This window comes from Serratia sp. 22278 (assembly GCF_052045405.1).
GTDB classification, from domain to species: Bacteria; Pseudomonadota; Gammaproteobacteria; order Enterobacterales; family Enterobacteriaceae; genus Serratia; species Serratia marcescens.
In genome coordinates this window covers 68,843-95,562 of the sequence record NZ_JBQEOW010000003.1, presented here as the reverse complement: position 1 = coordinate 95,562, position 26,720 = coordinate 68,843, and the positions used below count along the sequence as shown (strand labels likewise).

Here is a 26,720-nt window from a genome sequence, read left to right as displayed (position 1 = left end):
ACTGCATCAATAAACGTGGAGTAAAAAGCGATGAGATTCGGTAGCGATAAGAGTGCGGAGTTGCCGGTAAAAGAGAGTCGGAGAGAGAACCCTCGTTACAACGAGAAATCAGGGGAGATATGTTATTTTTTCTTTCCAGCCCAACCAAGGACTTTACCATTAGCGATCCCCGCAGTGATATTTACAGCTTCAAGCTGTGCACCGTGTGAAAACTACCGCCAGATGATTACAGTATAATGACATTCAATCCCACGGCGTTACTAAAATGTAAAAAAATTTAATATTTTTTGTTTTCAGTTAACGCAAAAACACTATATCACGCCCAAGACGTCATTCCATAGAAAATTATAATCAATAAATATCAATGCATTACAATTAAAACCCGCGAATGACACTTTGGTTTCCCGATTAAATTTTGCGCAATCAAAAACAGCATGACTGCGTGTTTTTTAATCTGCCGGCAAAGCATTGAATTGCGTTTCATCGTTCACTGCCCCCTGCAGCGGGTAAGACAAACGTAAAACGAGGCGGAAGATCCCGCCTCGTCATTCCTGCTTCAGGCCTTGAGCAGGCCGCTGGCCAGATAATCGCCGCCCTCTTTCACGCCCGGCAACACGAAGAAATACCCGCCGCCAATCGGCTTGATGTATTCCTCCAGCGCTTCGCCGTTCAGCCTTTTTTGCACCGTCAGGAAGCCTTTCTCCAGATCGGCCTGATAGCAGACGAACAGCAGCCCCATTTCCAGCTGCCCGGCATTGGAGACGCCAAGGGAATAACTGTAGCCGCGCCGCAGCATCAGGTTGCTTTGGCTTTCCGGCGTGCGAGGGTTAGCCAGCCGGATGTGCGCATCCATCGGGATCACCTTGCCGTCGGGATCGTTCGCGTAGTCCGGCTCGTCATGTTCATGCTTCATGCCCAGCGGCGCCCCGCTGTGCTTCTCGCGGCCGAAGATGGTTTCCTGCTCCTGCAGCGGCGTGCGATCCCAAAACTCGACGCGAAAACGAATAATGCGCGCCGCCTGATAGCTGCCGCCGGCCGTCCACGCCGGCTCGCCGACGTTGTCGCCGACCCACACCACCTTATCCATCAGCGGTTTGTCGTCGGTTTTCGGGTTGGCGGTGCCGTCTTTGAAACCCAACAGGTTGATCGGCGTCTCTTTGCCTTTGCTGCGCGCCGCGTGCGCGGAGATGAACCCCTCCCGCTTCCAGCGCACGCTGAGCAGATCCGGCGAATGCTTAATGATGTCGCGCAGCGCGTGAATCACCGTTTCGTTGGTGTTGGCGCAGATCTGCAACAGCAGGTCGCCGTGGCAAAGCGCGGCGTCCAACGCATCGTTGGGGAAGCGGGTCATTTTCTGCAACCGCAGCGGTTTTTGCGCCTGCAGACCAAAGCGTTCATCGAACAGCGATGCGCCGACCGAGACGGTGATGGTCAGGTTGTCCGGGTAAATCTCCGGCCCCATGATGCCGGAATCGAGCGGCGGCAGCTTGGCGTCCACCTCCGGCGCCTTGCCACCGTGAGTCAGGAAGGCGATGCGATCGGTCAGCAGCCGGAACAGGCGCTCCAGCCCCGCTTTGTCGGTCGCCAGCACATCGAACGCCACCAGCATCATCGCCGCCTGTTGCGGCGTCAGCACCCCAGCCTGATGGCGGCCATAAAACGGCTGTTTCTGCCAGCGCTCATCCTGCGGCGTCGCCAACGGCTCCGCCGCGTTGCCCGCCGCCTGCGCCAGGCGGCTGCCGCCCAGCGCCAGCGCGCCCAGCCCCAGCCCTTGCAGCAAACGGCGTCGCGAAGGCGATGCCGCCCCCTGCGATTGCGGATGCGGCCCGTTATGCGGGCCTGCCTTGTTGCTCATAACCGTATGCCTCAGTCCAGACCCAATACGCCGCGCAGCTGGGAAAGATCTTCCGCCAGCGTGGTGATCGGCCCTTTCAACGCATTGCGATCGGCATCGGTCAGCTTCTCATAGGACTCATAACCCTCTTTGGTTTGGTACTTCGCCAAAATGGTGTCCACGGTTTTGAAGTTGGCGTCGATCTTGTCCAGCAGCGGCTTATTGGCCTTAACCAGCAGCGGGCGCAGCAGATTGATTATCTTTTGCGCGCCGTCGACGTTGGCCTGGAAGTCCCACAAATCGGTGCGGCTGTAACGGTCTTCTTCACCGCTGATCTTGCTGGCCGCCACTTCTTCGATCAGCCCGGCTGCGCCGCCCACCACCTTGCTCGGCGGGAAGGTCAGTTCACTCACGCGTTTTTGCAGCTCAACGGTGTCGTGATACAGACGATCGACATATTTGCCCATGTCTTTGGTCGAGTTGTCGGCAAACAGCGCCTTCTCCAGACGGTGGAAGCCGGTGAAGTTCGGGTCCGCCGCTTTCTTCTCGTAGTCGTCTTCGCGGGCGTCGATGCTGCCGTCCAGATCGGAGAACAGCTCGGCGATCGGCTCGATGCGCTCATAGTGCTGGCGGGTCGGCGCATACAGCTTGCGCGCCTGCTCCACGTTGCCGGCCTTCACCGCGTCGGTAAACAGCTTGGTCTGTTTCACCAACCCATCGACTTCTTTGGTGACGTAAACCTTGTATTCGGCGATCGGGCCAACCAAGTCCAGCGCGTTCGGCTTGCCGTCGGTGGCGCCGTTGGCCGCTGCGGTGACGATCAGTTTGCCTTTCGGATTGCTCAGCAGCCCGCAGGTCATGTCATATTCGCCCGCTTCCAGCGTGGCGGTCATTTTCTGGGTAAAGCCCGGCGCGATGTTCTCGCGCTCTTCCACCACCATCACCCCTTTCAGGATTTCCCATTCGACGTTTTTCTGGCTGGTGTTGTGCACCACAAACTGCGTCTTGCCGGCCGGGACCGTCAGGTGCATCGGTTCGCACTGCTTGTCGTTAACCGTAACCTTGACCTGCGGCACGTCCGCCGCCAAGGCGTCGAGGCTCAGCGCAAACGCCGGGATAGCCAGTAATGCTGCGTGCAACGCCTTGCGGCGAAATAACGGAGTAGACATACGAGATTCCCTATTAAACATTAATGATTGATTTTACGTTGCGCCGGGGCCGCTGCCGGCTCCGCGCGCTGCGGCAGGAAAAAGAAAATCAGCGCCGGGATCAGATACAGGAAGTAGACCGCCACTTCGCTGACCGTCGGCGCTTCCTGGTAACCGAGAATGCCTTCCAGCAGGGTGCCGAACAGCGAATGGGTCGACAGGGTGCTGCTGAAATCGAAGGCGATGTCCTGGAAGTGGTTCCATAGACCGGCTTCGTGGAAGGCGCGGATCGCCCCGGCGGCCAGGCCGGCGGCGACGAACAGAATGAACAGGCTGGTCCATTTGAAGAATTTGGCCAGGTGCAGCTTCACCCCGCCCCAGTAAATCATCATGCCCAGCACGATGGCGGCCACCAGGCCGAGCACCGCGCCGATCGGCGCCGCGGCGCCCACGTCTTGCTGAAACGCCGCCAGCAGGAAGAACACCGACTCCAGCCCTTCGCGCGCCACGGCGAAGAACACCATCGCCACCAGCGCCCATCCCTGCCCTTTACCGGCGCTGAGCGCCTGATCGATAGCCCCTTCCAGATGCACCTTGACCGATTTGGACACCTTACGCATCCAGAACACCATATAGGTGAGGATCAGCACCGCCACCACCGCCACGATGCCTTCGAACAGCTCCTGCTGCTTCTGCGGGAACTCGCCGGTGGTTTCATTGATGAAGATGCCGAGCGCCAGACACAGCGCCGCAGCGACAATTACGCCGATCCACACCGCGCCCAGCCATTGGCTGCGCTGCGTGCGCTTCAGGTAGCTGGCGATCAGGCTGACGATCAGCGCGGCCTCCAACCCCTCACGGAACATGATAAGAAAGGGAACGAACATAACTAATCACCCCTGAAAAGACCGCGGCGGCAGAGCAAACCGGCTCGAAATGAGCCGCGGCGAGTATGTAAAGAAACGTAAAATACAACGAGAGTGATTATCATTCTGGCAAAAAGAAATACAAGAGGCGCAAGCGTGATTTTTTCTAATCAAATGTCGCCAGGTGTTACAGCCGAATGACGGGCAAACAGGCAAAAAGAAGGGGCGCTCTGCGCGCCCCTTGCCGACTGACATCGAACGGCGTTATACCGTTTTGTATTCGGCTTCCGCCTGATCGAAACGTTCGGTCATGGTTGAGGATGGCTGGCGGCCCATCAGGCTCACCACCACGATAGCCAGGCAACCCAGGATGAAGCCAGGGATGATTTCGTACAGGCCCAACCATTCGTACTGTTTCCAGACGATCACCGTCACCGCACCGACCAGCATACCGGCCAACGCGCCGTTGCGGGTCATGCGCGACCACATTACCGAGATCAGCACAACCGGGCCGAAGGCGGCGCCGAAACCGGCCCAGGCATAGCTCACCAGGCCCAGTACGCGGTTCTCCGGGTTGGCCGCCAAGGCGATGGCGATCAACGCCACCACCAGCACCATCACGCGGCCGACCCACACCAGCTCACGCTGGCTGGCGCCCTTGCGCAGGAACGCCTTGTACAGGTCTTCGGTGATCGCGCTGGAGCACACCAGCAGTTGGCAGCTCAGGGTGCTCATGACCGCCGCCAGAATCGCCGACAGCAGCACGCCCGCCACCCATGGGTTGAACAGCAACATCGCCAGTTCGATGAACACGCGCTCGCCGTTCTGCGATACGTTGCCGGCCTGATCCGGGTTATTGGCGAAGTAAGCGATGCCGAAGAAACCGACGGCGATGGTCCCGGCCAGACACAGGATCATCCAGGTCATGCTGATGCGGCGCGCGCTGCGGATGGTGCGGTGAGAATCCGCCGCCATGAAGCGCGCCAGGATGTGCGGCTGGCCGAAGTAGCCCAGGCCCCAACCCAGCAGCGACAGGATGGCGACGAAGTTCAGCCCCTTCAGCATATCGAGGTTGGCCGGGTTCTTCGCCTGGATCACCAGCATCGACGTATCGATGCCGCCGACGGCGAAGATCACGATCACCGGCGTCAGGATCAGCGCGAAAATCATCAGGCTGGCCTGTACGGTGTCGGTCCAGCTCACCGCCAGGAAACCGCCGATAAAGGTATACAGGATGGTCGCCGCGGCGCCGGCCCACAGGGCGGTTTCGTAGCTCATGCCGAAGGTGCTTTCGAACAGGCGCGCGCCGGCCACGATGCCGGAGGCGCAGTAAATGGTGAAGAACACCAGAATGACGATGGCCGAGATCACCCGCAGCAGCTTGCTGTTGTCTTCAAAACGGCTGGTGAAATAGTCCGGCAGCGTCAGGGCGTTATTGTTGGCTTCGGTATGCACGCGCAGCCTTCCTGCCACCAGCTTCCAGTTCAGGTAAGCGCCGATGGTCAGGCCGATGGCGATCCAGCTTTCAGAGATGCCGGAGAGGAAGATGGCGCCCGGAAGGCCCATCAGCAACCAGCCGCTCATGTCGGAAGCGCCGGCGGACAGCGCGGTCACCACGCTGCCCAAACTGCGGCCGCCGAGAATATAGTCATCAAAGTTATTGGTTGCCCGGTAGGCAAGCAGGCCGATCAGCACCATCCCGAAAATGTACACCAGGAAGGTCACCAGCATAGGTGTGCTCATTGTCATTTAATTCTCCACTTTCATTATTATTCGCGTTTCGCTCCGGCCATGCCGGCGCCGGTAAACCCACGCGCAATGCATTTCACTGGCCGCCGCGCCGGAACGTGGCGCAGCCTGCTAGCGAGTGCAGGTAAAATAGTTTCTGCCCGTAATTGTTGACCGTCGGTTATCCTAGATGAGCCTTTCATCAACCAACAAGATATTTAACAACAAAGTTACACAAAGTTTACCCTGCGTCACATTTACCGGGCTCAAAGGTTGCACTCACGACAAGCAAAATGAGTTGCACCTTGCTATTACCCTTATATACCGCAAGGTAAAGCGCCTGCGGCATCATAAACCCCGCCGCATTCGCTCAATAACGCAACATTCATGCCAACTGCCCGTGTTAAAAAATCGATGAAACTCACACTTCGCTCATCAGCCTGATTTAACAAGGTTGCACAAAGTTGCAACATGCAGGATATTGTCTGCATTCTTAACCCACACATCTCACGAACCTATCCCAACAGGCTTTCCGGCCTGCTGTTTGTCTAGCCTGATGGGATAGGTTCTAAACACAGGAGTTGGACAGGCATGGGCACTACCACAATGGGCGTGAAACTCGACGAGGCAACACGCGACCGGATCAAGAGCGCCGCGCAGCGCATCGATCGCACGCCGCACTGGCTCATCAAGCAGGCCATCTTTAATTACCTCGAGCGTCTCGAGAGCGGTACCGATATTCCTGAAATTCCAGCGCTGGCCGCAGCGGGCCAGCCTGAAGCGGACGACATTATGCCGCAAGCGCAGGAAGAGTCACACCAGCCATTCCTCGATTTCGCCGAACAAATTCTGCCTCAGTCGGTGACCCGCGCCGCCATCACCGCCGCCTATCGCCGCCCAGAGACCGAAGCGGTGCCGATGTTGCTCGAACAGGCGCGATTACCCGCCGATCTTGCGCAGGCCACTCACAAAATGGCCTATGGCATCGCCGAGAAATTGCGTAACCAAAAAAGTGCAAACGGCCGCGCCGGCATGGTGCAAGGCCTGCTGCAAGAGTTCTCCCTCTCCTCGCAGGAAGGCGTGGCGCTGATGTGCCTGGCGGAAGCGCTGCTGCGCATTCCGGACAAACCGACCCGCGATGCCCTGATCCGCGACAAGATCAGCAACGGCAACTGGCATTCGCACCTGGGGCGCAGCCCGTCGCTGTTCGTCAACGCCGCGACCTGGGGTCTGCTGTTTACCGGCAAGCTGGTGTCCACGCATAACGAAGCCAATCTGTCCCGTTCGCTGAACCGCATTATCAGCAAGAGCGGCGAACCGCTGATCCGCAAAGGCGTGGACATGGCGATGCGCCTGATGGGTGAGCAGTTCGTGACCGGCGAAACCATCGCCGAAGCGCTGGCCAACGCGCGCAAGCTGGAAGAAAAAGGGTTCCGCTATTCCTACGACATGCTGGGCGAAGCCGCCCTGACCGAAGCCGACGCGCAGGCCTACCTGGTTTCCTACCAGCAGGCGATCCACGCCATCGGCAAAGCCTCCAACGGCCGCGGCATCTATGAAGGCCCCGGCATCTCCATCAAGCTGTCCGCCCTGCACCCGCGCTACAGCCGCGCGCAGTACGAACGCGTGATGGAAGAGCTTTATCCGCGCCTGCTGTCGCTGACCCTGCAAGCACGCCAGTATGATATCGGCATCAACATCGACGCCGAAGAGGCCGACCGCCTGGAAATCTCGCTCGATCTGCTGGAGAAGCTGTGCTTCGAGCCGCAGTTGGCCGGCTGGAACGGCATCGGCTTCGTGATCCAGGCCTATCAGAAACGTTGCCCGTTCGCCATCGACGCGGTGATCGACATGGCGCAACGCAGCCGCCGCCGCCTGATGATCCGTCTGGTGAAAGGCGCCTACTGGGACAGCGAAATCAAACGCGCCCAGATGGACGGCCTGGAAGGTTATCCGGTTTACACCCGCAAGGTGTACACCGACGTTTCCTACCTGGCCTGCGCCCGCAAACTGCTGTCGGTGCCGAACCTGATCTATCCGCAGTTCGCGACCCACAACGCCCATACCCTGAGCGCCATCTATCACCTGGCCGGCAACAACTACTACCCTGGCCAGTATGAATTCCAGTGCCTGCACGGCATGGGTGAGCCGTTGTACGAACAGGTGGTGGGTAAAGTGGCCGACGGCAAACTGAACCGCCCTTGCCGCATCTACGCACCGGTCGGCACCCATGAAACGCTGCTGGCTTACCTGGTGCGCCGCCTGCTGGAAAACGGCGCCAACACCTCGTTCGTCAACCGCATCGCCGACGCCACCCTGCCGCTCGACGAACTGGTGGCCGATCCGGTCAGCGCCGTGGAAGCGCTGGCGGCCAACGAAGGCCAGATTGGCCTGCCGCATCCGCGCATCCCGCTGCCGCGCGAGCTGTACGGCGAGAAACGCGTTAACTCCAGCGGTCTGGATCTGTCCAACGAACAGCGTCTGGCCTCGCTCTCCAGCGCCCTGCTCACCAGCGCCAGCCATCCGTGGCGCGCGGAACCGATTATCGACGCCGAATTGGATCAGGGCGTGGAGCAGCCGGTGATCAACCCGGCCGAGCCGGGCGATGTGGTCGGCTACGTGCGTGAAGCCACCGAAGGCGAAGTCAGCCGCGCGCTCGACGCCGCCGCGGCCGCCGGCCCAATTTGGTTCGCTACGCCGCCGACGGAACGCGCCGCGATCCTCGAACGCGCCGCCGAACTGATGGAAAGCCAGCTGCAAAGCCTGCTGGGCATTCTGGTGCGTGAAGCGGGTAAAACCTTCAACAACGCCATCGCCGAAGTGCGTGAAGCGGTCGACTTCCTGCACTACTACGCCGGCCAGGTGCGCGACGACTTCGCCAACGACAGCCACCGCCCGCTGGGCCCGGTGGTCTGCATCAGCCCGTGGAACTTCCCGCTGGCGATCTTCACCGGCCAAATCGCCGCCGCGCTGGCGGCGGGCAACAGCGTGCTGGCCAAACCGGCCGAGCAAACGCCGCTGGTGGCCGCGCAGGCGGTGCGCATCCTGCTGGAGGCCGGCATTCCGCAAGGCGTGCTGCAGCTGCTGCCGGGCCAGGGTGAAACCGTCGGCTCGACGCTGGTCAACGACGCCCGCGTCCGCGGCGTGATGTTCACCGGCTCCACCGACGTCGCCGGCATTCTGCAGCGCAGCATCGCCGGTCGTCTCGATCCGCAAGGCCGGCCGACGCCGCTGATCGCCGAAACCGGCGGCCTGAACGCCATGATCGTCGACTCTTCCGCCCTGACCGAACAGGTGGTGACCGATGTGGTGGCTTCCGCCTTCGACAGCGCCGGGCAGCGTTGCTCCGCGCTGCGTATCCTGTGCATTCAGGAAGACGTGGCCGAGCACACGCTGCAAATGCTGCGCGGCGCGATGGCCGAATGCCGCATGGGCAACCCGGAGCGCCTGTCCACCGACGTGGGCCCGGTGATCGACGCCGAAGCCAAAACCGGCATCGAACGCCACATCCAGGCAATGCGCGCCAAAGGCCGCAAGGTGTACCAGGCCGCCAAAGGCAGCGCGCAGGATGAAAAAGAGTGGGCGCGCGGCACCTTCATCAAGCCGACGCTGATCGAGCTCGACAGCTTCGACGAGCTGCAGAAAGAGATCTTCGGGCCGGTGCTGCACGTGGTGCGCTTCCAGCGCAACAATCTGGACGCGCTGGTCGATCAGATCAACGCCGCCGGTTACGGCCTGACGCTGGGCATTCACACCCGTATCGATGAAACCATCGCCCGGGTGACCGAACGCGCCAAGGTCGGCAACCTGTACGTCAACCGCAACATGGTCGGCGCAGTGGTCGGCGTGCAGCCGTTCGGCGGCGAAGGCCTGTCGGGCACCGGCCCGAAAGCCGGCGGCCCGCTGTACCTGTACCGTCTGCTGGCCAACCGTCCGGACGACGCGCTGCAACGTACGCTGCACCGCCAGGACGAAGAGCGCCCGATGGAAGCCACCGCGCGGCCGCAGCTGCTGGGCGCGTTGCAATCGCTGGAGAAGTGGGCGGTCACCAGCCAGCACGGCGAACTGGCGGCATTGGCGCAACGTTATGCGGAACTGGGCCAGGGCGGCACCGTACGTCCGCTGCCGGGCCCGACCGGCGAGCGCAACACCTATGCCCTGCTGCCGCGTGAACGCGTGCTGTGCCTGGCGGATAACGAAACCGACGCGCTGATCCAGCTGGCCGCCGTGCTGGCGGTTGGCAGCTGCGCGCTGTGGCCGGAAGCGGAACTGCAACGCAATCTGTTCCGCCGCTTGCCGAACGATGTGCAGGCGCGCATCGCCTTCAGCAAAGACTGGCAGCAGGACAAGGTCGAGTTCGACGCCGCCATCTACCACGGCGATGCCGACCAGTTGCGCACCCTGTGCGAGCAGATCGCGCAGCGCGGCGGCGCCATCGTCTCGGTGCAGGGCTTCGCCCACGGTGAAACCAACATCCTGTTGGAACGCCTGCTGATCGAACGTTCGCTGAGCGTCAACACCGCCGCCGCCGGCGGTAACGCCAGCCTGATGACCATCGGTTAACGCATCCTCAAGGCGGCAATCCATTGCCGCCTGATTTGCTCGCCGCTACGCAAACCCTGCACGAGTGCAGGGTTTTTTTATTGTCCGCAGGCCGACCTGCCGTTAGCGCCTTATTATCCTTACAGGGTGGGGCGTCGCTCATGGACGATGACATCATAGACGGATTACTCTGCTTGAAAGCCGCGTCAGAGCGCTACGAGACGCATTGACTTTCGGGTTCGGTAATATCCGGGATACGGCAGCCGCAGCGGATTTCTCGCCGCCGCCGCGCGCAATGAATTGTTGAAAGCGCAGTGAATGCGGTCGGGGGAAACGCCCCCGACGCCTTATTGATTCCGGAACTTATCGAGGAATTGCTGGGTACGCTGATGCTGCGGATTGGCGAACAGCGCTTTGGCCGGGCCCTGTTCGACGATGCGGCCGTGATCCATAAAGATAACCCGATCGGCCACGTCGCGAGCGAAGCTCATCTCATGGGTGACGATCACCATGGTGCGTTTCTCTTCCGCCAGTGAACGCATGGTATTGAGCACTTCCCCCACCAGCTCGGGATCGAGCGCCGACGTCGGCTCATCGAACAAAATCACCTCCGGCTGCATCGCCAGCGCGCGCGCGATCGCCACCCGCTGCTGCTGCCCGCCGGACAGCCGACGCGGATAAGCCGCCTCTTTGCCGCTCAGCCCCACCTTGGCCAGCAACGCACGAGCGCGCTGTTCGGCGCTGGCTTTCGCCTCGCCTTTAACGATAACCGGCCCTTCGATGATGTTTTCCAGCACCGAACGGTGCGGAAACAGGTTGAAGTTCTGGAACACGAAACCGACCTGCTGGCGCAGCGCGCGCACCTGACTTTTCTGTTTGCTCAGCGGCTTGCTGCCGTCGATCAGGATATCGCCAACGCGAATGGTGCCGGAATCCGGCTCCTCCAGCAGGTTGATGCAGCGCAACAAGGTGGTTTTCCCGGAACCGCTCGGGCCGATGATCGCCACCACTTCACCGGCGTCCACCGCCAGATCGATCCCATGCAGCACCGTCTGACCTTTGAACTGCTTGGTCAATTGCTTAACTTCAATGGCACTCATGCGTTACTCCTGATCCTGGCGATTAACGTGGGCTTCCAGACGGTTTTGCAGTGCGGAAAGCAGGGTCGCCATCACCCAGTAAATCAGCGATGCCGCCAGGTACATGGTGAACACTTCCAGCGTGCGCGAGGTGATGAGCTGCGCCTGGCGGAACAGTTCCGGCACCTGAATGGTGGCGGCCAGCGAGGTGTCCTTCACCAGGCCGATAAAACTGTTGCCCAGCGGCGGCAAGGCGGTGCGCGCCGCCTGCGGCAGGATCACCCGGCGCAGGGTTTGCCAACGGGTCATGCCGATGCTGGCGGCGGCTTCCCACTGCCCTTTGTCGATCGACGAAATCGCCGCGCGCAGCGTTTCTGAGGTGTAGGCGGCGGTATTGAGCGACAGGCCAATCAGCGCCGCCGGGAAGGGATCGAATTCAACGCCAAACTGCGGCAGACCGTAGTAGATCATAAACAGCTGGGCGATCAACGGCGTGCCGCGGAACAGCGACACGTAAATGCGCGACAGCCACGACAGCGGCCACAGCGGCGAAAGGCGCATCAGCGCCAACAGAAAACCGAGCAACAAGCCTAGCGCCATACCGCCCAGGCTAAGCTGCAGCGTCAGTATGGCGCCCCTCAATAAAAATGGCGCTGAATCCAGCGCCAGTTGAATACTTTCGTGCATTATTTAGTTACGTCCGCGCCAAACCATTTTTCGGAGATCTTCGCCAGCGTGCCGTCTTTTTGCATCTCGGCGATCGCCTGGTCAATCGCGGCCAGCAGTTCTGGGTTATTTTTGCGCAGCGCCACACCGGACTCCTGGCGGGAGAATGCCGGGCCGGCCACCGCCAGCGTATCGCCGGTTTTCTTCACCAGATCCAACGCCGCCAGGCGATCCACCAGGATGGCGTTGATGCGGCCGACGCGCAGATCCTGATACTTTGTCGGGTCGTCGTCGTAGGTACGCACGTCCACGCCCTGCACATTCTCGCGCAGCCATTGCTCATAGTTGGTGCCCAGGCCAACGCCGACCTTTTTGCCCTTCAGGTCTTCCGGCTTGGTAATGGTGCCTTCGTTGCCTTTTTTCACCAGCGCCTGAATACCGGAAACGGTGTAAGGGGTGGAGAAGTCATATTTCTTCTTGCGCTCATCGGAGAGCGTCACCTGATTGATGACCACGTCGATGCGCTTCGAATCCAGCGAAGCCAGCATACCGTCCCACTTGGTCGGGTTCAGCTTGGCTTTCACGCCCAGATGTTCCGCCAGCGCGTTGGCGAAATCCACTTCGAAACCGGTCAATTTACCGTCTTCCCCCTGGAAACTGAACGGCGGATAGGTGCCTTCCAGCCCGACGATCAGCGTGCCGCGCTGCTTCACCTGCTGCAGCAGATTGTCGGCGGCGTAGGTTTGAGTCGTCAAACCGGCGGCCAACGCAACGCCCACCACGCCCAACAACCATTGGCGACGAACTTTTGCAAACATCATAAACACCCCTGTATGTTGTTTATCTTTTTTGATATCAGCACTTTAACAGTGCAACCGCCCGCATAAAGGAATATAACCTTATAAATATAGTTCAAAATGGAATAACAAGCGGTATTTACACCTGCGGATGGTAGGCGAACAGCGCCGGCGCACCGCCGGTGTGAACGAACAGGATGGGCCCTTCGTCGCGGAAACGCCGCTGGGCAATGCCGTCGATCAAACCGGCCATCGCTTTGCCGGTGTATACCGGATCCAGCAACACGCCCTCCTGCTGCGCCAGCAGTTGCACCGCCGCCATGCCCTCTTCGTTCGGCATGCCGTACTGCGGCGCGAAATAATCGTCCCACAGCGCGATCGGCGCCAGTTCGTCGATATTCAGCGAACAGGCTAGGGCTTTCTGGATCTGCTCCACCTTCGGCAGTTGATCGATCACGGTGCGCGAGACCGTCACGCCAATCAGCTCGGTTTCCGGCAGCAGCTGTTGCAGCCCCACCGCCAGCCCAGCGTGAGTGCCGGCGCTGCCGGACGCCACCACCACCGAACTGAACGCCACGTTGCTGCGCCGGCTCTGTTCGGCGATTTCCAATGCGCACTGCACGTATCCCAGCGCGCCCAGGGCATTGGAGCCGCCCACCGGCACCACGTAAGGCCGGAAGCCCTGCGCCTCGAGGCGCGTCGCCAGTTCCGCCAGTTGCTGCTGCGGATCGTGCAGCGCTTCGCACATCACCACCTCGGCGTTGAACAGGCCGAGCAACAGGCGGTTGCCGTTGGTCAGGTAGTTTTCCGCACGGGTATCGATGGGGTTTTCCAGCAGCGCGACGCAGTGCAGGCCCAGTTTCGCCGCCACCGCCGCCGTCTGGCGCACGTGGTTGGATTGAATGGCGCCGGCGGTGACCAGCGTATCGGCGCCTTGTCGCAGCGCATCGGCGGCCAAAAACTCAAGCTTTCTCAGCTTGTTGCCGCCCATCGCCATAGGCGTGACATCGTCACGTTTAAGGTAAATTTCACGGCCGAGGTAATCGGAGAGACGGGACAGTTTTTCCAGCGGTGTGGCGACGCCAACCAGATCCAGACGCGGAAATTGCGCCAGTTGTTGTTGCAGGTTCACTACTTCCCCCCAGGGAATCGAATATCAACATCTGATAACCGATAGATTTAGCAGATGTGAACTGAATAATCATCCTTTATCACGGGGGGATACGGCAGACCCCGGCCCAGCGGCCGGGGAAAATCTCAGTAGCTGCGCTGCCAGGCGAGATACTGATCGTACTTGCGCAGCGCAATGCGGTAGTTGTTGTGCGCCGCGGTAGGCAGATCGTCGATGATGCGCTGATGACTGGCGCTGTTGGCGAATTTGTCCGCCGGGTAATTCCGCGCCACCAGCATTTCATCCAGCCGGCGCAACCGCACCACGTACTCGCGAATGGTGCTGTGGCTCATCTCGGTCTGTTCGAACAGATACTGCTTGAACGCCATAATGTCGAAATAACTCGGGTGGCTGTTGCAGGAAATCTCACTGCAAAAGCGGCACAGCGCGGTCAGTTCGTGCTGCACGTTTTGCCAGACCGCATCGTCGATCGGCTGATCCATGCGCGCGATGGCTTCTTTATTGATTATCTTGCCGCGAAACACCAGCGCCATGCGGTCCAACAGTTTGCCGCACTGGGAGCAATGGGTCTGGCTGTGCTTGTAATCTTTCAGGTAACGGCTAAGCGGCCGTTTCTTCAACAGTATTCCTGGCATAAGGGGCAGTCCGATTGTCGCATGAGTCATCGAGTTGGGGGCGGCGCTCCGCCGTCAGGTATCGTTCGCCAGCCGCGCACGCAGCCGTTTGATCGCCTGACTGTGCAGTTGGCTGACGCGGGATTCCCCGACGTCCAGCACGGCGCCGATCTCTTTGAGATTCAACTCTTCCTGGTAATACAGCGTCAGCACCATTTTTTCGCGCTCCGGCAACGCCTCGATGGCGTCGATCACCCGCTGGCGCAGGCTGCCTTCCAACAGGTGATGCAGCGGGTTGGCCTCCTCATGCCCTTCCAGCATCGGTTCCGCGCTCTCGCCATGCTCCTCGCGCCATTCGTCGTAGGAGAAAAGCTGGCTGTTATTGGTGTCCAACAGAATTTGACGGTACTCATCCAGCGAGATGTTCAGCGTCTGCGCCACTTCCGTTTCGCTCGCCGGGCGGCCGTAACGCTGTTCCAGTTGCCGCATCACCTGCGCGACCTCGCGCGCGTGGCGCCGCACGCTGCGCGGCACCCAGTCGCGGCTGCGCAACTCGTCGAGCATCGCGCCGCGAATGCGCTGCACCGCATAGGTGGTAAAGGCGGTTCCCTGTAGGGCGTCATAACGCTCAACGGCGTTTAATAGCCCGATTCCCCCGGCCTGCAGCAGGTCGTCAAGCTCCACGCTGGCGGGCAGCCTGACCTGCAGGCGCAACGCCTCGTGGCGCACTAACGGCACGTAGCGCAACCAGAGAGAATTTTTGTCCATCACGCCTTCGGCGGTATACAGATCGCTCACTATGTCTTAAACCTGCGGATAAGAGAGTCAGCGCTATTATGCGTAGGGGGCGAAATGCCAATCGGCAGAACAGTCGCACAAAACGGGCTTTATTTGCGCCATGTAATAACCGCGCGGTGCGCGAGCATAAAAAAACCCCGCCGAAGCGGGGTTTCTTTGCGACAGTTAATCGGGAGAGACGATTAACGCAGCAGGGACAGAACGTTCTGAGTAGACTGGTTAGCCTGTGCCAGAACAGAGGTGCCAGCCTGTTGCAGGATGTTGGCACGGCTCATGTTGGACACTTCGGTCGCGTAGTCAGCATCCTGGATACGGGACTGAGAAGCGGACAGGTTGTTCACGGTGCTGTTCAGGTTGTTGATAACAGAATCGAAACGGTTCTGTACCGCACCCAGGGAAGAACGCAGGCCGTCAACCTGTGCCAGCGCTTTGTCCAGAGTGTCCAGTGGCGTTTGTTTCAGATCGGCATCTGCACCAGCAGTCACTTTACCATCATCAGCGATGGTTGCGGCTTTATAAGTTTTAGCACCATCTGAAGCGGTGGTTTGGACATAGAAAGCTTCCTTGCCGTCTTTATCTTTGGCAGTTACTAAAGCTTCGCCATCTTTCAGACCCGATGTTTTAGAATCGTAAGTGATGTCTTTAGTACCGTTATTGATTGTAGCGCCGTCAGCGATAGCCACTGGTTTTGCAGTTACATCAAATTTTTCCAGACCCAGTTGCTTAGCGTCGATTTTTTTCAGGTCGATATCGATGGTTTCACCGTCGTTAGCGCCAACCTGAATGGTCAGTTTCTGATCGCTGCTCAGCACTTTCACGCCGTTGAAGTCAGTTTGTTCGGAGATACGGTTGATCTCTTTCAGGCGCTGAGTGATTTCGTCCTGGATGGAGTTCAGGTCGCTGGTGGAGTTAGAACCGTTCTGCGCCTGTACGGTCAGACGACGGATGTTCTGCAGGTTGTCGTTAACTTCGTTCAGTGCGCCTTCAGTGGTCTGCGCCAGAGAGATACCGTCGTTGGCGTTGCGGGAAGCCTGAGTCAGGCCTTTGATGTTAGCGGTGAAACGGTTGGAGATCGCCTGACCCGCAGCATCGTCTTTCGCGCTGTTGATACGCAGACCGGAAGACAGACGCTCAATCGCAGTGCCCAGAGAAGACTGAGATTTGTTCAGGTTGTTCTGCGCCATCAGAGACAGGCTGTTAGTGTTGATTACTTGTGCCATTGTTTGCTTTCCTTACGAGTCAGTTGCGTTCTTCGCAACACGGTTAAAAGGTTCGGGCTTGTTTGCCCACGGCGTCAACCACCGTCCCCTCAGGTATCGGCCCTCCCCTAACAACCTTTAGCAATTTTTTAAAATTTTTTGCGCCCGCTGCAATGGCGGAAATAACGCGGTTTTTCCCTCCTCTATTGCGCCATCGTTTTTTTGTTTTTTTCGGTAAACTTTTTCACCACTGGGCCGATAACGCGTAAAGCGAATAAAGTCATCATCAAGGAGAATTACTCATGGCAACGATCAGTTCATTAGGTCTCGGCTCAGGGCTTGACCTCAATGGCTTGCTGGATAAGCTGACCAAAGCGGAACAACAGCGTCTGACCCCTTACACCACCAAGCAATCCAGCTACAACGCCCAGCTGACCGGTTACGGCACGTTGAAAGGCGCGCTGGAAAAATTCGACAATCTCAGCAAAGAGATGGCGAAAGAAGATTTCTTCAAGGCCACCACCGCCACCGAACACGACGCCTTCAAGATCACCACCAACGCCAAGGCGGTGCCGGGCAACTACGTGGTGGAAGTGAAAAACCTGGCGCAGGCGCAAACGCTGACCACGCAGGCGAAAGTCAGCGATCAAGGCGCTAAATTAGGCGCTGAAGGCGTCACCGACCGCTCCCTGACCATCACCGCCGGCAACCCGCCGAAAGAAACCAAAATCCCGCTCAGCGACGATCAAACCTCACTGGTTGAGCTGCGTGACGCCATCAACGGCGCCAAAGCCGGCGTCACCGCCAGCATCATGCGCGTTGGCGACAACGATTATCAATTGGCGGTCAGTTCCTCCACCACCGGCGAAAACAACAAGATTTCCCTCCAGGTCGACAATGACGACAAACTGGGCGATATCCTGAACTACAACGCCACGCGCGGCACCTCCACCGCCATGAAGCAGACGGTCGCGCCGCAGGATGCGGAGCTGATGGTGAACGGCACCGCTATCAAACGCAGCACCAACTCGATCAGCGATGCCCTGCAGGGCGTCACCATCGATTTGAAAACCAAAACCAAAACCGATGAACCGCAGCATCTGGTAATCAGCACCAACACCGCCGGCACCACCGACAAGATCAAAGAGTGGGTCGACAGCTATAACTCCCTGCTGGACACCTTCAACGCATTGTCCAAGTTCACCCCGGTTAAAACCGGCGAAGCGCCAAATCCCAGCAACGGTCCGCTGCTGGGCGACAACACCCTGCGCGGCGTTCAGTCGTCGATCAAAAGCGCGCTGAGCGCAGCCCAGGACAACCCGGAGTTGAAAGGCCTGGGCAACCTCGGCATTTCCACCAACACCAAAACCGGCAAGTTGGAAATCGACAGCGCCAAGCTGAAGAAAGCGATGGATGAGAAGCCAGATCAAGTCAGCAACTTCTTCGTCGGTAACGGCAAAGACACCGGCATGGCCACCGAGATCCACAACGAGATCCAGAGCTACATCAAATCCGGCGGCATCATCGAAAACTCGACCAAAAGCATCAACACCAACCTCGATCGCCTGAACAGCCAGATCACGACGGTCACCGCCAGCATTCAGAACACTATCGATCGTTATAAACAACAGTTCGTTCAGCTGGATACCATGATGTCGAAAATGAACGGCACCAGTAACTATTTGGCTCAACAGTTCAAGTAACCCTTTAACAAGGTAAAGAAAACAGCATGTATAACCGTAGCGGCACTCAGGCCTATGCACAGGTCAGTCTGGAAAGCGGCGCCATGAGCGCCAGCCCGCACCAGTTAATCGTGATGTTGTTCGACGGGGCGCTCAGCGCCCTGCTTCGCGCACGCATCCTGATGAACCAGGGCGATATCGCCGGCAAAGGCATGGCGCTGTCCAAAGCCATCAATATCATCGACAACGGCCTGAAAAGCGGCCTCGACCCTCAACAGGGCGGCGAGATCGCCGAAAATCTGGCGGCATTGTACGACTACATGAAGCGTCGGCTGATGCAGGCCAATCTGCACAACGACGAAGCGGCGATCGCCGAAGTGGTTAAACTGCTGGAAAACATCGCCGACGCCTGGCGCCAGATCGGCCCTAACTACCAACCTTCGCAGGACGCCGTGTAATGGAACGTCAACAGCAGCTGTTAGCCGCTTATCAACAAATTTACAGCCTGAGCAGCCAGATGATCGCGCTGGCGCAAACCGGGCGCTGGGAGGAGCTCGTCGAGCTCGAATTCGCTTACGTGACGGCGGTGGAAAAAACCGCCGCCTTTACCGGGCAAGCCGGCCCGTCCATGGCGCTGCAGGAGATGTTGCGCAATAAGCTGCAACAGATCCTCGACAACGAAACCGAACTCAAACGTCTGTTACAGCAGCGTATGGATGAGCTGAAAATGTTGATCGAACAGTCCACGCGCCAGAACGTGGTCAACAATGCCTACGGCCAGTTTCATGATCGTGCGCTGTTGCTGGGGGAACCACAGGTCCGATAAGATCGACAATACTGACGAAAATGGATTAAATAGCACTATGCGCTATTACTCTCGGGTTACGTTAGGATATTAATCTATGGCATTTGAATTATTCAGCTTATGGGTAATTGGTAAAATGCGCGCTTCGAGCCTGGCTCTCACTTTAATGGATAAACATCATCCCGACACGGACGTTTTCTGTTCAGCAGGAAATTGATTTTTGATAGATAAAACTCGCCGCTGTGTTTCACGGCCCATGGAAAAATGTTGCTCCAGCGCGGATCAAAGCGTAAAGATATTCCCAGATAATGGCTGCGAAATGAATATCGATGGAACGTACAATTAATCTCTGTCCTGGAATTGGCGCCTCAGCGCACATCATTCAGTATACTGAATTATTATTCCCTTCAGTCTATTTTGAGCAACCACATCTGTATCTGATACAACAAGGCCATAAGCGCGTACGCTGGCAACAACACGAAGTGGTCGCTCATCCCGGCGAGCTGTTGATTATCGACGGCGGGCAAACGGTGGACATTATTAACGGCCCGTCCGAAGACGGCGTATTCAGTTGCCAGCTGCTAACCTGCGATCCCCTGTTGCTCACCGTCCAACCTCCGGCCGAGGAAACGCCGGCGCCGATGCCGTTCGATGCCGTCCTGGCGCTGCGCAACCTGCCCTGCGCCCTAAAGCACAGTTTTGAAACCACCGGCCTGGCGCTGACGCTGCGGCAACGCTTTCCCACCATCATCGTGCGGCACAAAATGCTGGAAATTCTGTTGTGGCTGGCCCAATTCGGCATTCGCTTTATTCACAACGAAGCCAAGGATCTGACGCAGCGCGTGCGCCGCTGCCTGGCGACCGATCCGCACAGCATTTGGACGGCGGCCAAAGTCGCGGAGAGCCTGTCGATGAGTGAAGTGATGTTGCGCCGCAAACTGTCGATGGAAAACACCGCGTTGCGCAACCTGATGATTGACGTGCGCATGAGCAGCGCGCTGGCCCTGCTGCAGTCGACCGACTGGCCGATCTCCGCCATCGCGCAACATGTGGGTTATGAAAGCGCCTCGCGTTTCGCCGAACGTTTTCGCAAACGCTTCGGTTTCGCCCCTACCGCCATTCGCGGTCATCAGAGAATAATGGAACCTGCCTTTGAACAGCATTACGGTTCCGGCTAATCAATGGCGGCAAACACGGCAATTTAGCCCGGATAAACGATGGCATCGCAATGATGTGGGCGTGCCGAGCAACCTATCTTGACGTATCCGCCAGCGACCGCTGGCACCTTTTCCTGGTTGTTCTCTTCCTGCCGCTGGCTATTTATCCCGCACAACCCACTGCTCGGTTCTCCACCAAAGCATTAAGTATTTTCCTATTTTGACCGACGCCTAAAATTTGCTTGCTATACTGCTTTTCTATCTGACTGTCTAAAGCGAGAACGTAAAAATGCGGCAAAGAAACAACGTTAAAGCCAAGCTTAAGCAAGCTGGTGAAAAGCTGGTGCTTGCCAGCTGTCTCTTGTTGCTGCTTTATTACGCATTGCAATGGTCGTTGCTCCTCGGTGATTTTTAATTAATTTTATTTATTTATTTTATTGCTGAATTAATTGCACCGGTGGCCTGTTTCCTGCTGCCACGGCAAATTCCGAGGGCCAATCGTCACTATCCCAAACGCAAAACCCGCGCGACTTAATTAGCTCGTTAATTATAAGAATGGCATATACTTGCAGTCTAATTCTATAACCCCATGAATATACTACCCTTGCAGCTAGACCATCCCACCTTCTTATTGTATGATAGCGCGCGGAAATGCGCTGGTTTTTTATAACTACTTTAATCTGAAGCCAGACGATGCCATATAGGATAAGTAACTTAGGGAATATAATGTGAATATATTAAGTTTTGTTTGGCTAGCTCTCGCTTTCGCCACTTTTTTCCTACACCACAGAACCATTTTCGCCCTGTTGATTCTCGCATCCATCTTTCAATCAAGCGCTATTATTAACACAGGGAGTAATAGCCTACCTATATTTTACTTTATCGAGCTGGTTTTAATAACCCGGTTTTTTTTCACTTCAAAAAACAGCACATCCGTCTGGAACTTAAAACACCGGGTATTTCTGCAATCGCTGGTAATAATTGTTCTTTTTTGGTTCTTCACCTATGCGTTAACCCACCTATTTGAAGGGGTAAGAGTTTATTCACCGGCTTATAGCTTTGAAAATAATTACGCCAAAAAAGGTATCTCGCTTGTGTGGGGCAATAACAACATCAAGCAACTGATTCTAATCACGCTGAACCTGATAACGCTGTATGTCATTTACGTCAAGCGGCGTGAAATCACGCCTGAATATGCACTGAAAACCATCATTTTCACGACGCTGGTTTTCTCCGCTTACTGTCTGATTTGGCTCCTTGCCAGGCCGCTGGCGAATGCGATTCAGATTTTGATGTATAACAGCATGCATAACGCCAATGCCATTTTTGAATCCAGACTGAGCGGTACCTTCGGTGAACCGTCATTCGCCGGTATCTTTATTGGCGCAACCATCGTGCCTCTTTTGGTTGCCAAGGGGTTGCGACTGAAGCTAGTGGCCCTATTGATGGTGCTGCTCTTGGTTAAAAACGGCTCTACATCGGGCTATTTCACCCTGCTTACGTCGCTGTGCGGCACATTCATTTTCAGTACGCGTTTTAGCCTGATACAGAAAGCTCTATTTTCTCTGGCTTTGGTCATCGTATCAAAGCTCACATTTATCTTTTTCCTGGAGAAAATAACCGATTACGCGGATAAAAAAGCGCAAACGATCTCTCACCTCGTGCGCTCCGCCTCCAACTACAATGCCCTTGAAATTATGTATAATACCTTTGGCTTGGGCGTCGGTATCGGTAGCGCAAGAATATCTTCTCTGCCTCTGTCCCTACTTGCTAACTTCGGAATATTGGGGACGATACTGTTAGTCGGTTTTATCGTATCCAAGCTTATTCGTTCGCAATATAACGTCGCCGGCAACGAAGCCCATTCCATGCTTAAATTTATGCTTTTCTCCGCATTTTTGGGCTCCTGCGCCGCCAACCCCGATTACTCTTACGGGTTCATTTGGGTTCTTATTTTCAGTTGCCTGTTGACAGGGAAAACACAGCCGTCACTGCCACGATCAACGCAACAGCGCGCGCTCTGACATCGGCAAGCGTCCCTTGGACCGCTTGCCACCACATACACGCTCAGGCCGACGCGAACCGCGTCAGCCTGCCAGGCAGCTCCGCCACCAGTTTGTCTACCGCCAGCCGCACCTTGAGCGGCTGGTAAGGCATATAGGGCCACACGACGTTCACCGGGAAACTGAGGCTGGACCCACCGCGCATGATCTCCACCAACGTCCCCGCCATCAAGCGCTCGCGCACCAGCCACTCTGGCAGCCAGGCAATACCGGCGCCGGCGGACACCGCATCGACAATCCCCTGCATGTCATCCATCATCATCTTGGCCGGTGGCCTGAACGGCTGCAGCTCGCCGTTTTCGCCGCGAAGCTGCCAGGGCAGCACGGCGCCGGCGTGCAGATACCCCACCGCCTGATGTCGGCTTAACGTCTCTACCGTTCTCGGCTCGCCGCAGCGCTGCAGATAATCGGGCGAGGCGCACAGCAGCATGCCGTGTTCGCCCAAGCGCCGGGCAACCAGGCTGCCGCTGTCCGCCAGCTCGCCAATGCGAACCGCCAGATCGAACCCCTCGTCGATCAGATCGATCCTGCGGTCGCTGAATGAAATTTCCAGCGTCAGCAAGGGATGTTCATTCGCCAGCGCCGTCAACACGGGCGCAATGCACAAATGGCCGAACAGCACCGGCACCGAGACTCTGAGCCGGCCGCTGACCTGCATCTTGCCGCTGTCGAGCTGGTTTTCCGCCGCCTGAACGTTTGCCAACGCCTGCCGGCAGTGCTCATAGTACAGCGCCCCTTCATCCGTCAGGCTCAGGCTGCGCGTGGTGCGCATAAACAACATCACGCCAAGCCGAGCCTCGAGACGCGATACGATTTTGCTGACCGCAGAGCGCGTCAGATGCAGTTTCTCTGCGGCGGCGGCGAAACTGCCGCCTTCCGCCACGGCGACAAACGCCGGCAGTGCGCTGAGATCGCTTTTCATCTTAATGCTTCCAAATTGGAATCAATTTAGTGAAAACCTATCACCACTGGTGAACATCAAGCAATGATAACCTGCAGTCATTCCGAATCCCCGGTGAAAACCACAGATGACCGTCAGAGGACAACAGCATGAAAAAAATACTGGTACTCAAATCCAGCATTATGGGAAATGACTCGCAGACCAATAACCTGATTGACCGCTATCTGGCGGCGCGTAAGGCGAAAGGACACGAAGATCGGATCGTCGAACACGATCTGACGGCGTTGGATCTGCCGGTATTGGACGGCGAGCTGTTCGGTGCGCTGCGCGGCGCGGAAAACATCAGCCCACGCGCCAAAGCGGCGGTGGCGCTCTCCGACCGGCTGATTGCCGAACTGAAAGAGAGCGATCTGCTGCTGCTCGGCGCGCCAATGTACAACCTCAACGTCCCGACCCAGCTGAAAAACTGGTTCGATCTGGTGGCCCGCGCCCGGATGACCTTCAACTATACCGCCACCTACCCGGTGGGGCTGGTGGAAGGCGTCAATGCGCTGGTATTCAGTTCACGCGGCGGCATGCACGCCGGGCATCCGACCGATGCCGTAACGCCCTACCTGCGTTCGGTGCTGGGGTTGATGGGGATCGGCGACGTGCAATTTATCTATGCCGAAGGGCTGGATATGAGACCGCACGGCCTCGCGCAGGGGCTGGCGAATGCCCACCAGCGGATCGTGGAGTTAGTGGGCTGACGCAAAAATATCAATAGAAGGAAAGGCAGTCCATTGCCTAATTTATTTTTCTAAGCGCCATCAATGCGTATTTGTATATTCCCACCGGCGCTGCTTGAAAGTGTTAAGCGGCCGCCAGTGGGCCACGTAAGATTTAAAACATCATCACCATCTTGATAGTAAACATCTTTAACGACAGTGACAGGTTCACTATCTTTCAATTTATATAATGTAAATATCGCAACCGTGGTGTCAGTTTTTAAATAAACTCTGGCTACTCCACTTGTTTTCCCCCACACTGAACGTTGAAGCATCGTAGGCGTGTTCGCTTGAAGCAACATCGTTGTTGCCATACTACCCACCTGTGACTTTAATAAAGGCGGCTCTCTCAATTCAGACGAGTAGTTAAATACCGGTGAAGGTATCAACGACACACTATGCATCCGCAATGCGCCGCCCGATATCGATGGCGCTGCACAGCAGATATCCCAAATAGAATAAAGAGGGGTGCTTTCAATGGTAATACGCGCCACATAATAGCCACCTTCAATCGTCCACGGGATTTTCTTCTCTATTTTTGTCGCCTCAGTATAGTTATCATCGGTTGCCGTCACCCGGATACCCGGAGAATCGCCGATAGCAGTTGCATAAGCCATAACGGTCATCGTACCGGTCTGGTTGACATCAAAGGTCCTATTTAATAATCCGGAATAATAGGACGTCGCAGTATTACTGCTTGTCACCTCTTGCGCAACAACCTTAACACCGTTACCGGAAATATTAAAACCCACAGGCATCCCGTTATTCTGGTCAACAGTCAGCAAGCGGGAGTTGGGAATATAATTACCATAGGTTCTTTCAAGGTTAATCCGCCGACTTCCGATGGTAATGTCACCATTCATCATATTGCTTTTTAATGGGTTATTTAATTCTAATGTTCCCTTTGATGGCAAAATCGCTGAGTTCAGAATCAAGCTGCAACCCGCAGGGTCAGCAAAGTAAAAGAAGGTGTCAGTGCTTTCCCCCAGTAAGGGAGAACCCAGTTGGAATTTCCATCCATTGAGATAATATTGCGCTATCTGTGTTTGGGTCGAGTTACTTAGCGTCATCATGCCCTTTAAGCGTGCATAGTCATGAATGAATGTTCCGCCAAAGAAGTCCACAATTCTTGCACCAGAAGCATTCGAATTCACGAGAGTGCCACATTTATCAAAAAGAAAATTGCTACCTGACAGGGTCATTAGCCGCGTGGTCCCTTTTTGATCATTATTGAACACAACTCCTTTACCAAAACCATGAATATTGCTCAGCATCATGCCGTCATGCTCTGAAAAATCAAACATAATGCTTGTTTCCAGCTTAGCCGCTGCGGTGATAGTACTAAAATTAGGCCGAACAACATTCGGATTGCAATGTATATTATCAAAAACCCCTACATCGGCGCACTTCTCCACATGAAAATCGATGCCATAAGCAAAACCATAAATGTTTTGGCAGAACGGCGCCTCACCTTGCTGCGAGAAAAAATTCCAGGCACCAGCATATAGAATGTTAGTAACTGAACATGAACGCCCTACGGTGTGAAAAGTATAACCATACTGAATAAACATTGCCGGATCGGTGATATTCTTTGGCTGTTCATCGTAATAGATCACGAAGCCATCAAATGAAGGACTGATTGTACATTCGAATAGATTAGTTCCTGGTTCCCCCTGTGTTGCTGGCTTTGTACGCACTAACAACACCGAAGGTTCATCTTTAGGATTAAAACCAGCTGTCATTATGCTTTGATTTCGCCCAGTTCGATAACCTCTGACGGTGACCCCAACAGGCACTTTTAACGAAACATCGCCGGTAATAAGAAAGGTTCCATCGATCCAGACGGTTTTATGCTGCGTTGTCGCCGCATAATCCAATGCCTGCTGAAATATTTCACGACAATCGGTATTGCCCGTAGGATCGGCTCCGAATCGCGATAGCGTCACGCCAAGTTGCGCATGCACATTGGTATAGCCATTATTAATGCTGCCTAATTGCGAAGTTACATCAGTATCATTAATTACGGTGGCAGCGGCACTTAAATTATTCATTAACACCTCGGTGTAGATTCAGAAGAATGGAAATAACGAGCGCAGACTACGGCAGCGTGCCGTATTATGAACGTATCAAGAATTCTCAGAGTCACAGAGTTATAACCGCTGTTTCAGGTACTACAGGACCGCTGCCAAACGGGGAAATCCGCTATTGACCGAATAATGGGTGTTTACGATAAAAATGGGGAGCGCTATATCGCTATATACAGAGAGGTGTAAGCACAGATAAGAAAGGGTTAAAGCCATAAAGCGGCCTACCACCTCCCAGGCAGGCCGCTTTCAGCAGGTGAAACCACGCTGATGTCGCGTAGTATCACACCGGCATATTCATAATATCCTGGTAGGCCGCCACCAGCTTGTTGCGCACCTGCACGCCCAGCTGCAAAGACACCGACGATTTCTGCAGATCGACCATCACATCGTTCAGGCTGATGCCTGGCGCGCCCAGCTCGAAATCCTGCGCCTGCTTGCGCGCCGTTTGCTGGGTCTCGCTGATCTTGCCGAGCGCCGCAGTCAGTTCGCTGGCGAAGCTGACGCCCTGAGGCGCCGCATTCTGCCCCATCTTGCCGGCCTGAACCGCCATGGTCTGCATCTGCTGCAGCACCCCTTCAATGCCCTGAATCGCCATCTGGTCCTCAATCATCTCGTCTCGCCGGGTGACGTTTTCACCCTGCACTTCTCCAATGATGCACACCCTAGCACAGCGTTTTCGGACCTAAAGCGGTTAATTAACTGCAAAAAACCCGGCTTATCGGGCAATCGGAATTGTCTGATAAGGCGAATAATGGCCTGCCCAGAAATGGGAGCGCCGCTATTTAGAAGATATGTGTATCAGGGAGTCTGTTTTGTCACACAACGCTAACCATACCGTTCATCAGCCTGGCAGGG

21 protein-coding genes are annotated in these 26,720 nt (G+C 56.4%); 7 read left to right on the top strand and 14 right to left on the bottom strand.

The window, feature by feature from the left end:
- Positions 1 to 556: 556 nt before the first annotated feature.
- The 4 genes from efeB to putP all read right to left on the bottom strand — a co-directional run bounded on the left by efeB (position 557) and on the right by putP (position 5,597).
- Positions 557 to 1,855 carry an iron uptake transporter deferrochelatase/peroxidase subunit gene (gene efeB, locus ACTJJ6_RS07805; RefSeq protein WP_033640038.1) on the bottom strand — a complete coding sequence of 433 codons (1,299 nt, stop codon included), beginning with the start codon at positions 1,853 to 1,855 and terminating at the stop codon, positions 557 to 559.
- An 11-nt stretch (positions 1,856 to 1,866) separates the two neighbouring features.
- Positions 1,867 to 3,003: an iron uptake system protein EfeO gene (gene efeO, locus ACTJJ6_RS07800; protein WP_440803237.1), complete on the bottom strand. Its 1,137-nt coding sequence runs from the start codon at positions 3,001 to 3,003 to the stop codon at positions 1,867 to 1,869.
- A 20-nt stretch (positions 3,004 to 3,023) separates the two neighbouring features.
- Positions 3,024 to 3,869 carry an iron uptake transporter permease EfeU gene (gene efeU, locus ACTJJ6_RS07795; protein WP_016927330.1) on the bottom strand — a complete coding sequence of 282 codons (846 nt, stop codon included), beginning with the start codon at positions 3,867 to 3,869 and terminating at the stop codon, positions 3,024 to 3,026.
- Between the two features lie 243 nt (positions 3,870 to 4,112).
- A complete protein-coding gene (gene putP, locus ACTJJ6_RS07790; RefSeq protein WP_015378228.1) occupies positions 4,113 to 5,597 on the bottom strand; it encodes a sodium/proline symporter PutP in 1,485 nt (494 codons plus the stop codon).
- A 570-nt stretch (positions 5,598 to 6,167) separates the two neighbouring features.
- Here putP and putA point away from each other — a divergent pair.
- A complete protein-coding gene (gene putA / locus ACTJJ6_RS07785; RefSeq protein WP_049299138.1) occupies positions 6,168 to 10,139 on the top strand; it encodes a trifunctional transcriptional regulator/proline dehydrogenase/L-glutamate gamma-semialdehyde dehydrogenase in 3,972 nt (1,323 codons plus the stop codon).
- Between the two features lie 326 nt (positions 10,140 to 10,465).
- On the opposite strand, the gene tcyN is transcribed toward putA, so the two are convergent.
- The 7 genes from tcyN to ACTJJ6_RS07750 form a co-directional block, all read right to left on the bottom strand.
- Positions 10,466 to 11,218 (bottom strand): L-cystine ABC transporter ATP-binding protein TcyN, encoded by a 753-nt coding sequence (gene tcyN, locus ACTJJ6_RS07780; protein WP_049299137.1) that lies wholly within the window; start codon positions 11,216 to 11,218, stop codon positions 10,466 to 10,468.
- A 3-nt stretch (positions 11,219 to 11,221) separates the two neighbouring features.
- A complete protein-coding gene (gene tcyL / locus ACTJJ6_RS07775; protein ID WP_143778235.1) occupies positions 11,222 to 11,884 on the bottom strand; it encodes a cystine ABC transporter permease in 663 nt (220 codons plus the stop codon).
- Positions 11,884 to 12,684, bottom strand: coding sequence for a cystine ABC transporter substrate-binding protein (gene tcyJ, locus ACTJJ6_RS07770; RefSeq protein ID WP_016927325.1), 801 nt, complete (start codon positions 12,682 to 12,684; stop codon positions 11,884 to 11,886). The genes tcyL and tcyJ overlap by 1 nt, the downstream gene beginning before the upstream one ends.
- 115 nt (positions 12,685 to 12,799) lie before the next feature.
- Complete coding sequence (locus ACTJJ6_RS07765) at positions 12,800 to 13,792, bottom strand: D-cysteine desulfhydrase (RefSeq protein WP_016927324.1); 993 nt, start codon at positions 13,790 to 13,792, stop codon at positions 12,800 to 12,802.
- Positions 13,793 to 13,917: 125 nt separating this feature from the next.
- Positions 13,918 to 14,427, bottom strand: coding sequence for a flagella biosynthesis regulatory protein FliZ (gene fliZ / locus ACTJJ6_RS07760; protein WP_004934751.1), 510 nt, complete (start codon positions 14,425 to 14,427; stop codon positions 13,918 to 13,920).
- Positions 14,428 to 14,481: 54 nt separating this feature from the next.
- Positions 14,482 to 15,204: an RNA polymerase sigma factor FliA gene (locus ACTJJ6_RS07755; RefSeq protein ID WP_016927322.1), complete on the bottom strand. Its 723-nt coding sequence runs from the start codon at positions 15,202 to 15,204 to the stop codon at positions 14,482 to 14,484.
- 182 nt (positions 15,205 to 15,386) lie between these two features.
- Positions 15,387 to 16,424, bottom strand: coding sequence for a flagellin FliC (locus ACTJJ6_RS07750; RefSeq protein ID WP_025303241.1), 1,038 nt, complete (start codon positions 16,422 to 16,424; stop codon positions 15,387 to 15,389).
- 281 nt (positions 16,425 to 16,705) lie between these two features.
- On the opposite strand from ACTJJ6_RS07750, the gene fliD reads away from it, so the two are divergent.
- The 5 genes from fliD (at position 16,706) to ACTJJ6_RS07725 (ending at position 22,071) form a co-directional block, all read left to right on the top strand.
- Positions 16,706 to 18,106: a flagellar filament capping protein FliD gene (gene fliD, locus ACTJJ6_RS07745; protein ID WP_016927320.1), complete on the top strand. Its 1,401-nt coding sequence runs from the start codon at positions 16,706 to 16,708 to the stop codon at positions 18,104 to 18,106.
- 26 nt (positions 18,107 to 18,132) lie between these two features.
- On the top strand, positions 18,133 to 18,543 hold the full coding sequence (gene fliS, locus ACTJJ6_RS07740) for a flagellar export chaperone FliS (RefSeq protein WP_004934758.1): 411 nt from the start codon (positions 18,133 to 18,135) through the stop codon (positions 18,541 to 18,543).
- Positions 18,543 to 18,911: a flagella biosynthesis regulatory protein FliT gene (gene fliT, locus ACTJJ6_RS07735; RefSeq protein ID WP_016927319.1), complete on the top strand. Its 369-nt coding sequence runs from the start codon at positions 18,543 to 18,545 to the stop codon at positions 18,909 to 18,911. Before fliS ends, fliT begins: the two co-directional genes overlap by 1 nt.
- A 308-nt stretch (positions 18,912 to 19,219) precedes the next feature.
- The gene (locus tag ACTJJ6_RS07730) at positions 19,220 to 20,068 is read left to right on the top strand and encodes a helix-turn-helix transcriptional regulator (RefSeq protein WP_028128106.1); all 849 of its coding nucleotides are present in this window, start codon (positions 19,220 to 19,222) and stop codon (positions 20,066 to 20,068) included.
- Positions 20,069 to 20,775: 707 nt separating this feature from the next.
- Positions 20,776 to 22,071: a hypothetical protein gene (locus tag ACTJJ6_RS07725; protein ID WP_049299135.1), complete on the top strand. Its 1,296-nt coding sequence runs from the start codon at positions 20,776 to 20,778 to the stop codon at positions 22,069 to 22,071.
- 43 nt (positions 22,072 to 22,114) lie between these two features.
- Here ACTJJ6_RS07725 and ACTJJ6_RS07720 read toward each other — a convergent pair whose 3' ends face one another.
- Positions 22,115 to 23,032, bottom strand: coding sequence for a LysR family transcriptional regulator (locus tag ACTJJ6_RS07720; RefSeq protein ID WP_164052459.1), 918 nt, complete (start codon positions 23,030 to 23,032; stop codon positions 22,115 to 22,117).
- A 128-nt stretch (positions 23,033 to 23,160) separates the two neighbouring features.
- On the opposite strand from ACTJJ6_RS07720, the gene ACTJJ6_RS07715 reads away from it, so the two are divergent.
- Positions 23,161 to 23,760 (top strand): FMN-dependent NADH-azoreductase, encoded by a 600-nt coding sequence (locus ACTJJ6_RS07715; RefSeq protein ID WP_089184733.1) that lies wholly within the window; start codon positions 23,161 to 23,163, stop codon positions 23,758 to 23,760.
- 50 nt (positions 23,761 to 23,810) lie between these two features.
- On the opposite strand, the gene ACTJJ6_RS07710 is transcribed toward ACTJJ6_RS07715, so the two are convergent.
- Together ACTJJ6_RS07710 and fliE are read right to left on the bottom strand one after the other, a co-directional pair.
- Positions 23,811 to 25,829, bottom strand: coding sequence for a hypothetical protein (locus ACTJJ6_RS07710; protein WP_440803243.1), 2,019 nt, complete (start codon positions 25,827 to 25,829; stop codon positions 23,811 to 23,813).
- Positions 25,830 to 26,145: 316 nt separating this feature from the next.
- Positions 26,146 to 26,460 carry a flagellar hook-basal body complex protein FliE gene (fliE, locus tag ACTJJ6_RS07705; RefSeq protein ID WP_004934773.1) on the bottom strand — a complete coding sequence of 105 codons (315 nt, stop codon included), beginning with the start codon at positions 26,458 to 26,460 and terminating at the stop codon, positions 26,146 to 26,148.
- Positions 26,461 to 26,720 lie beyond the last annotated feature (260 nt).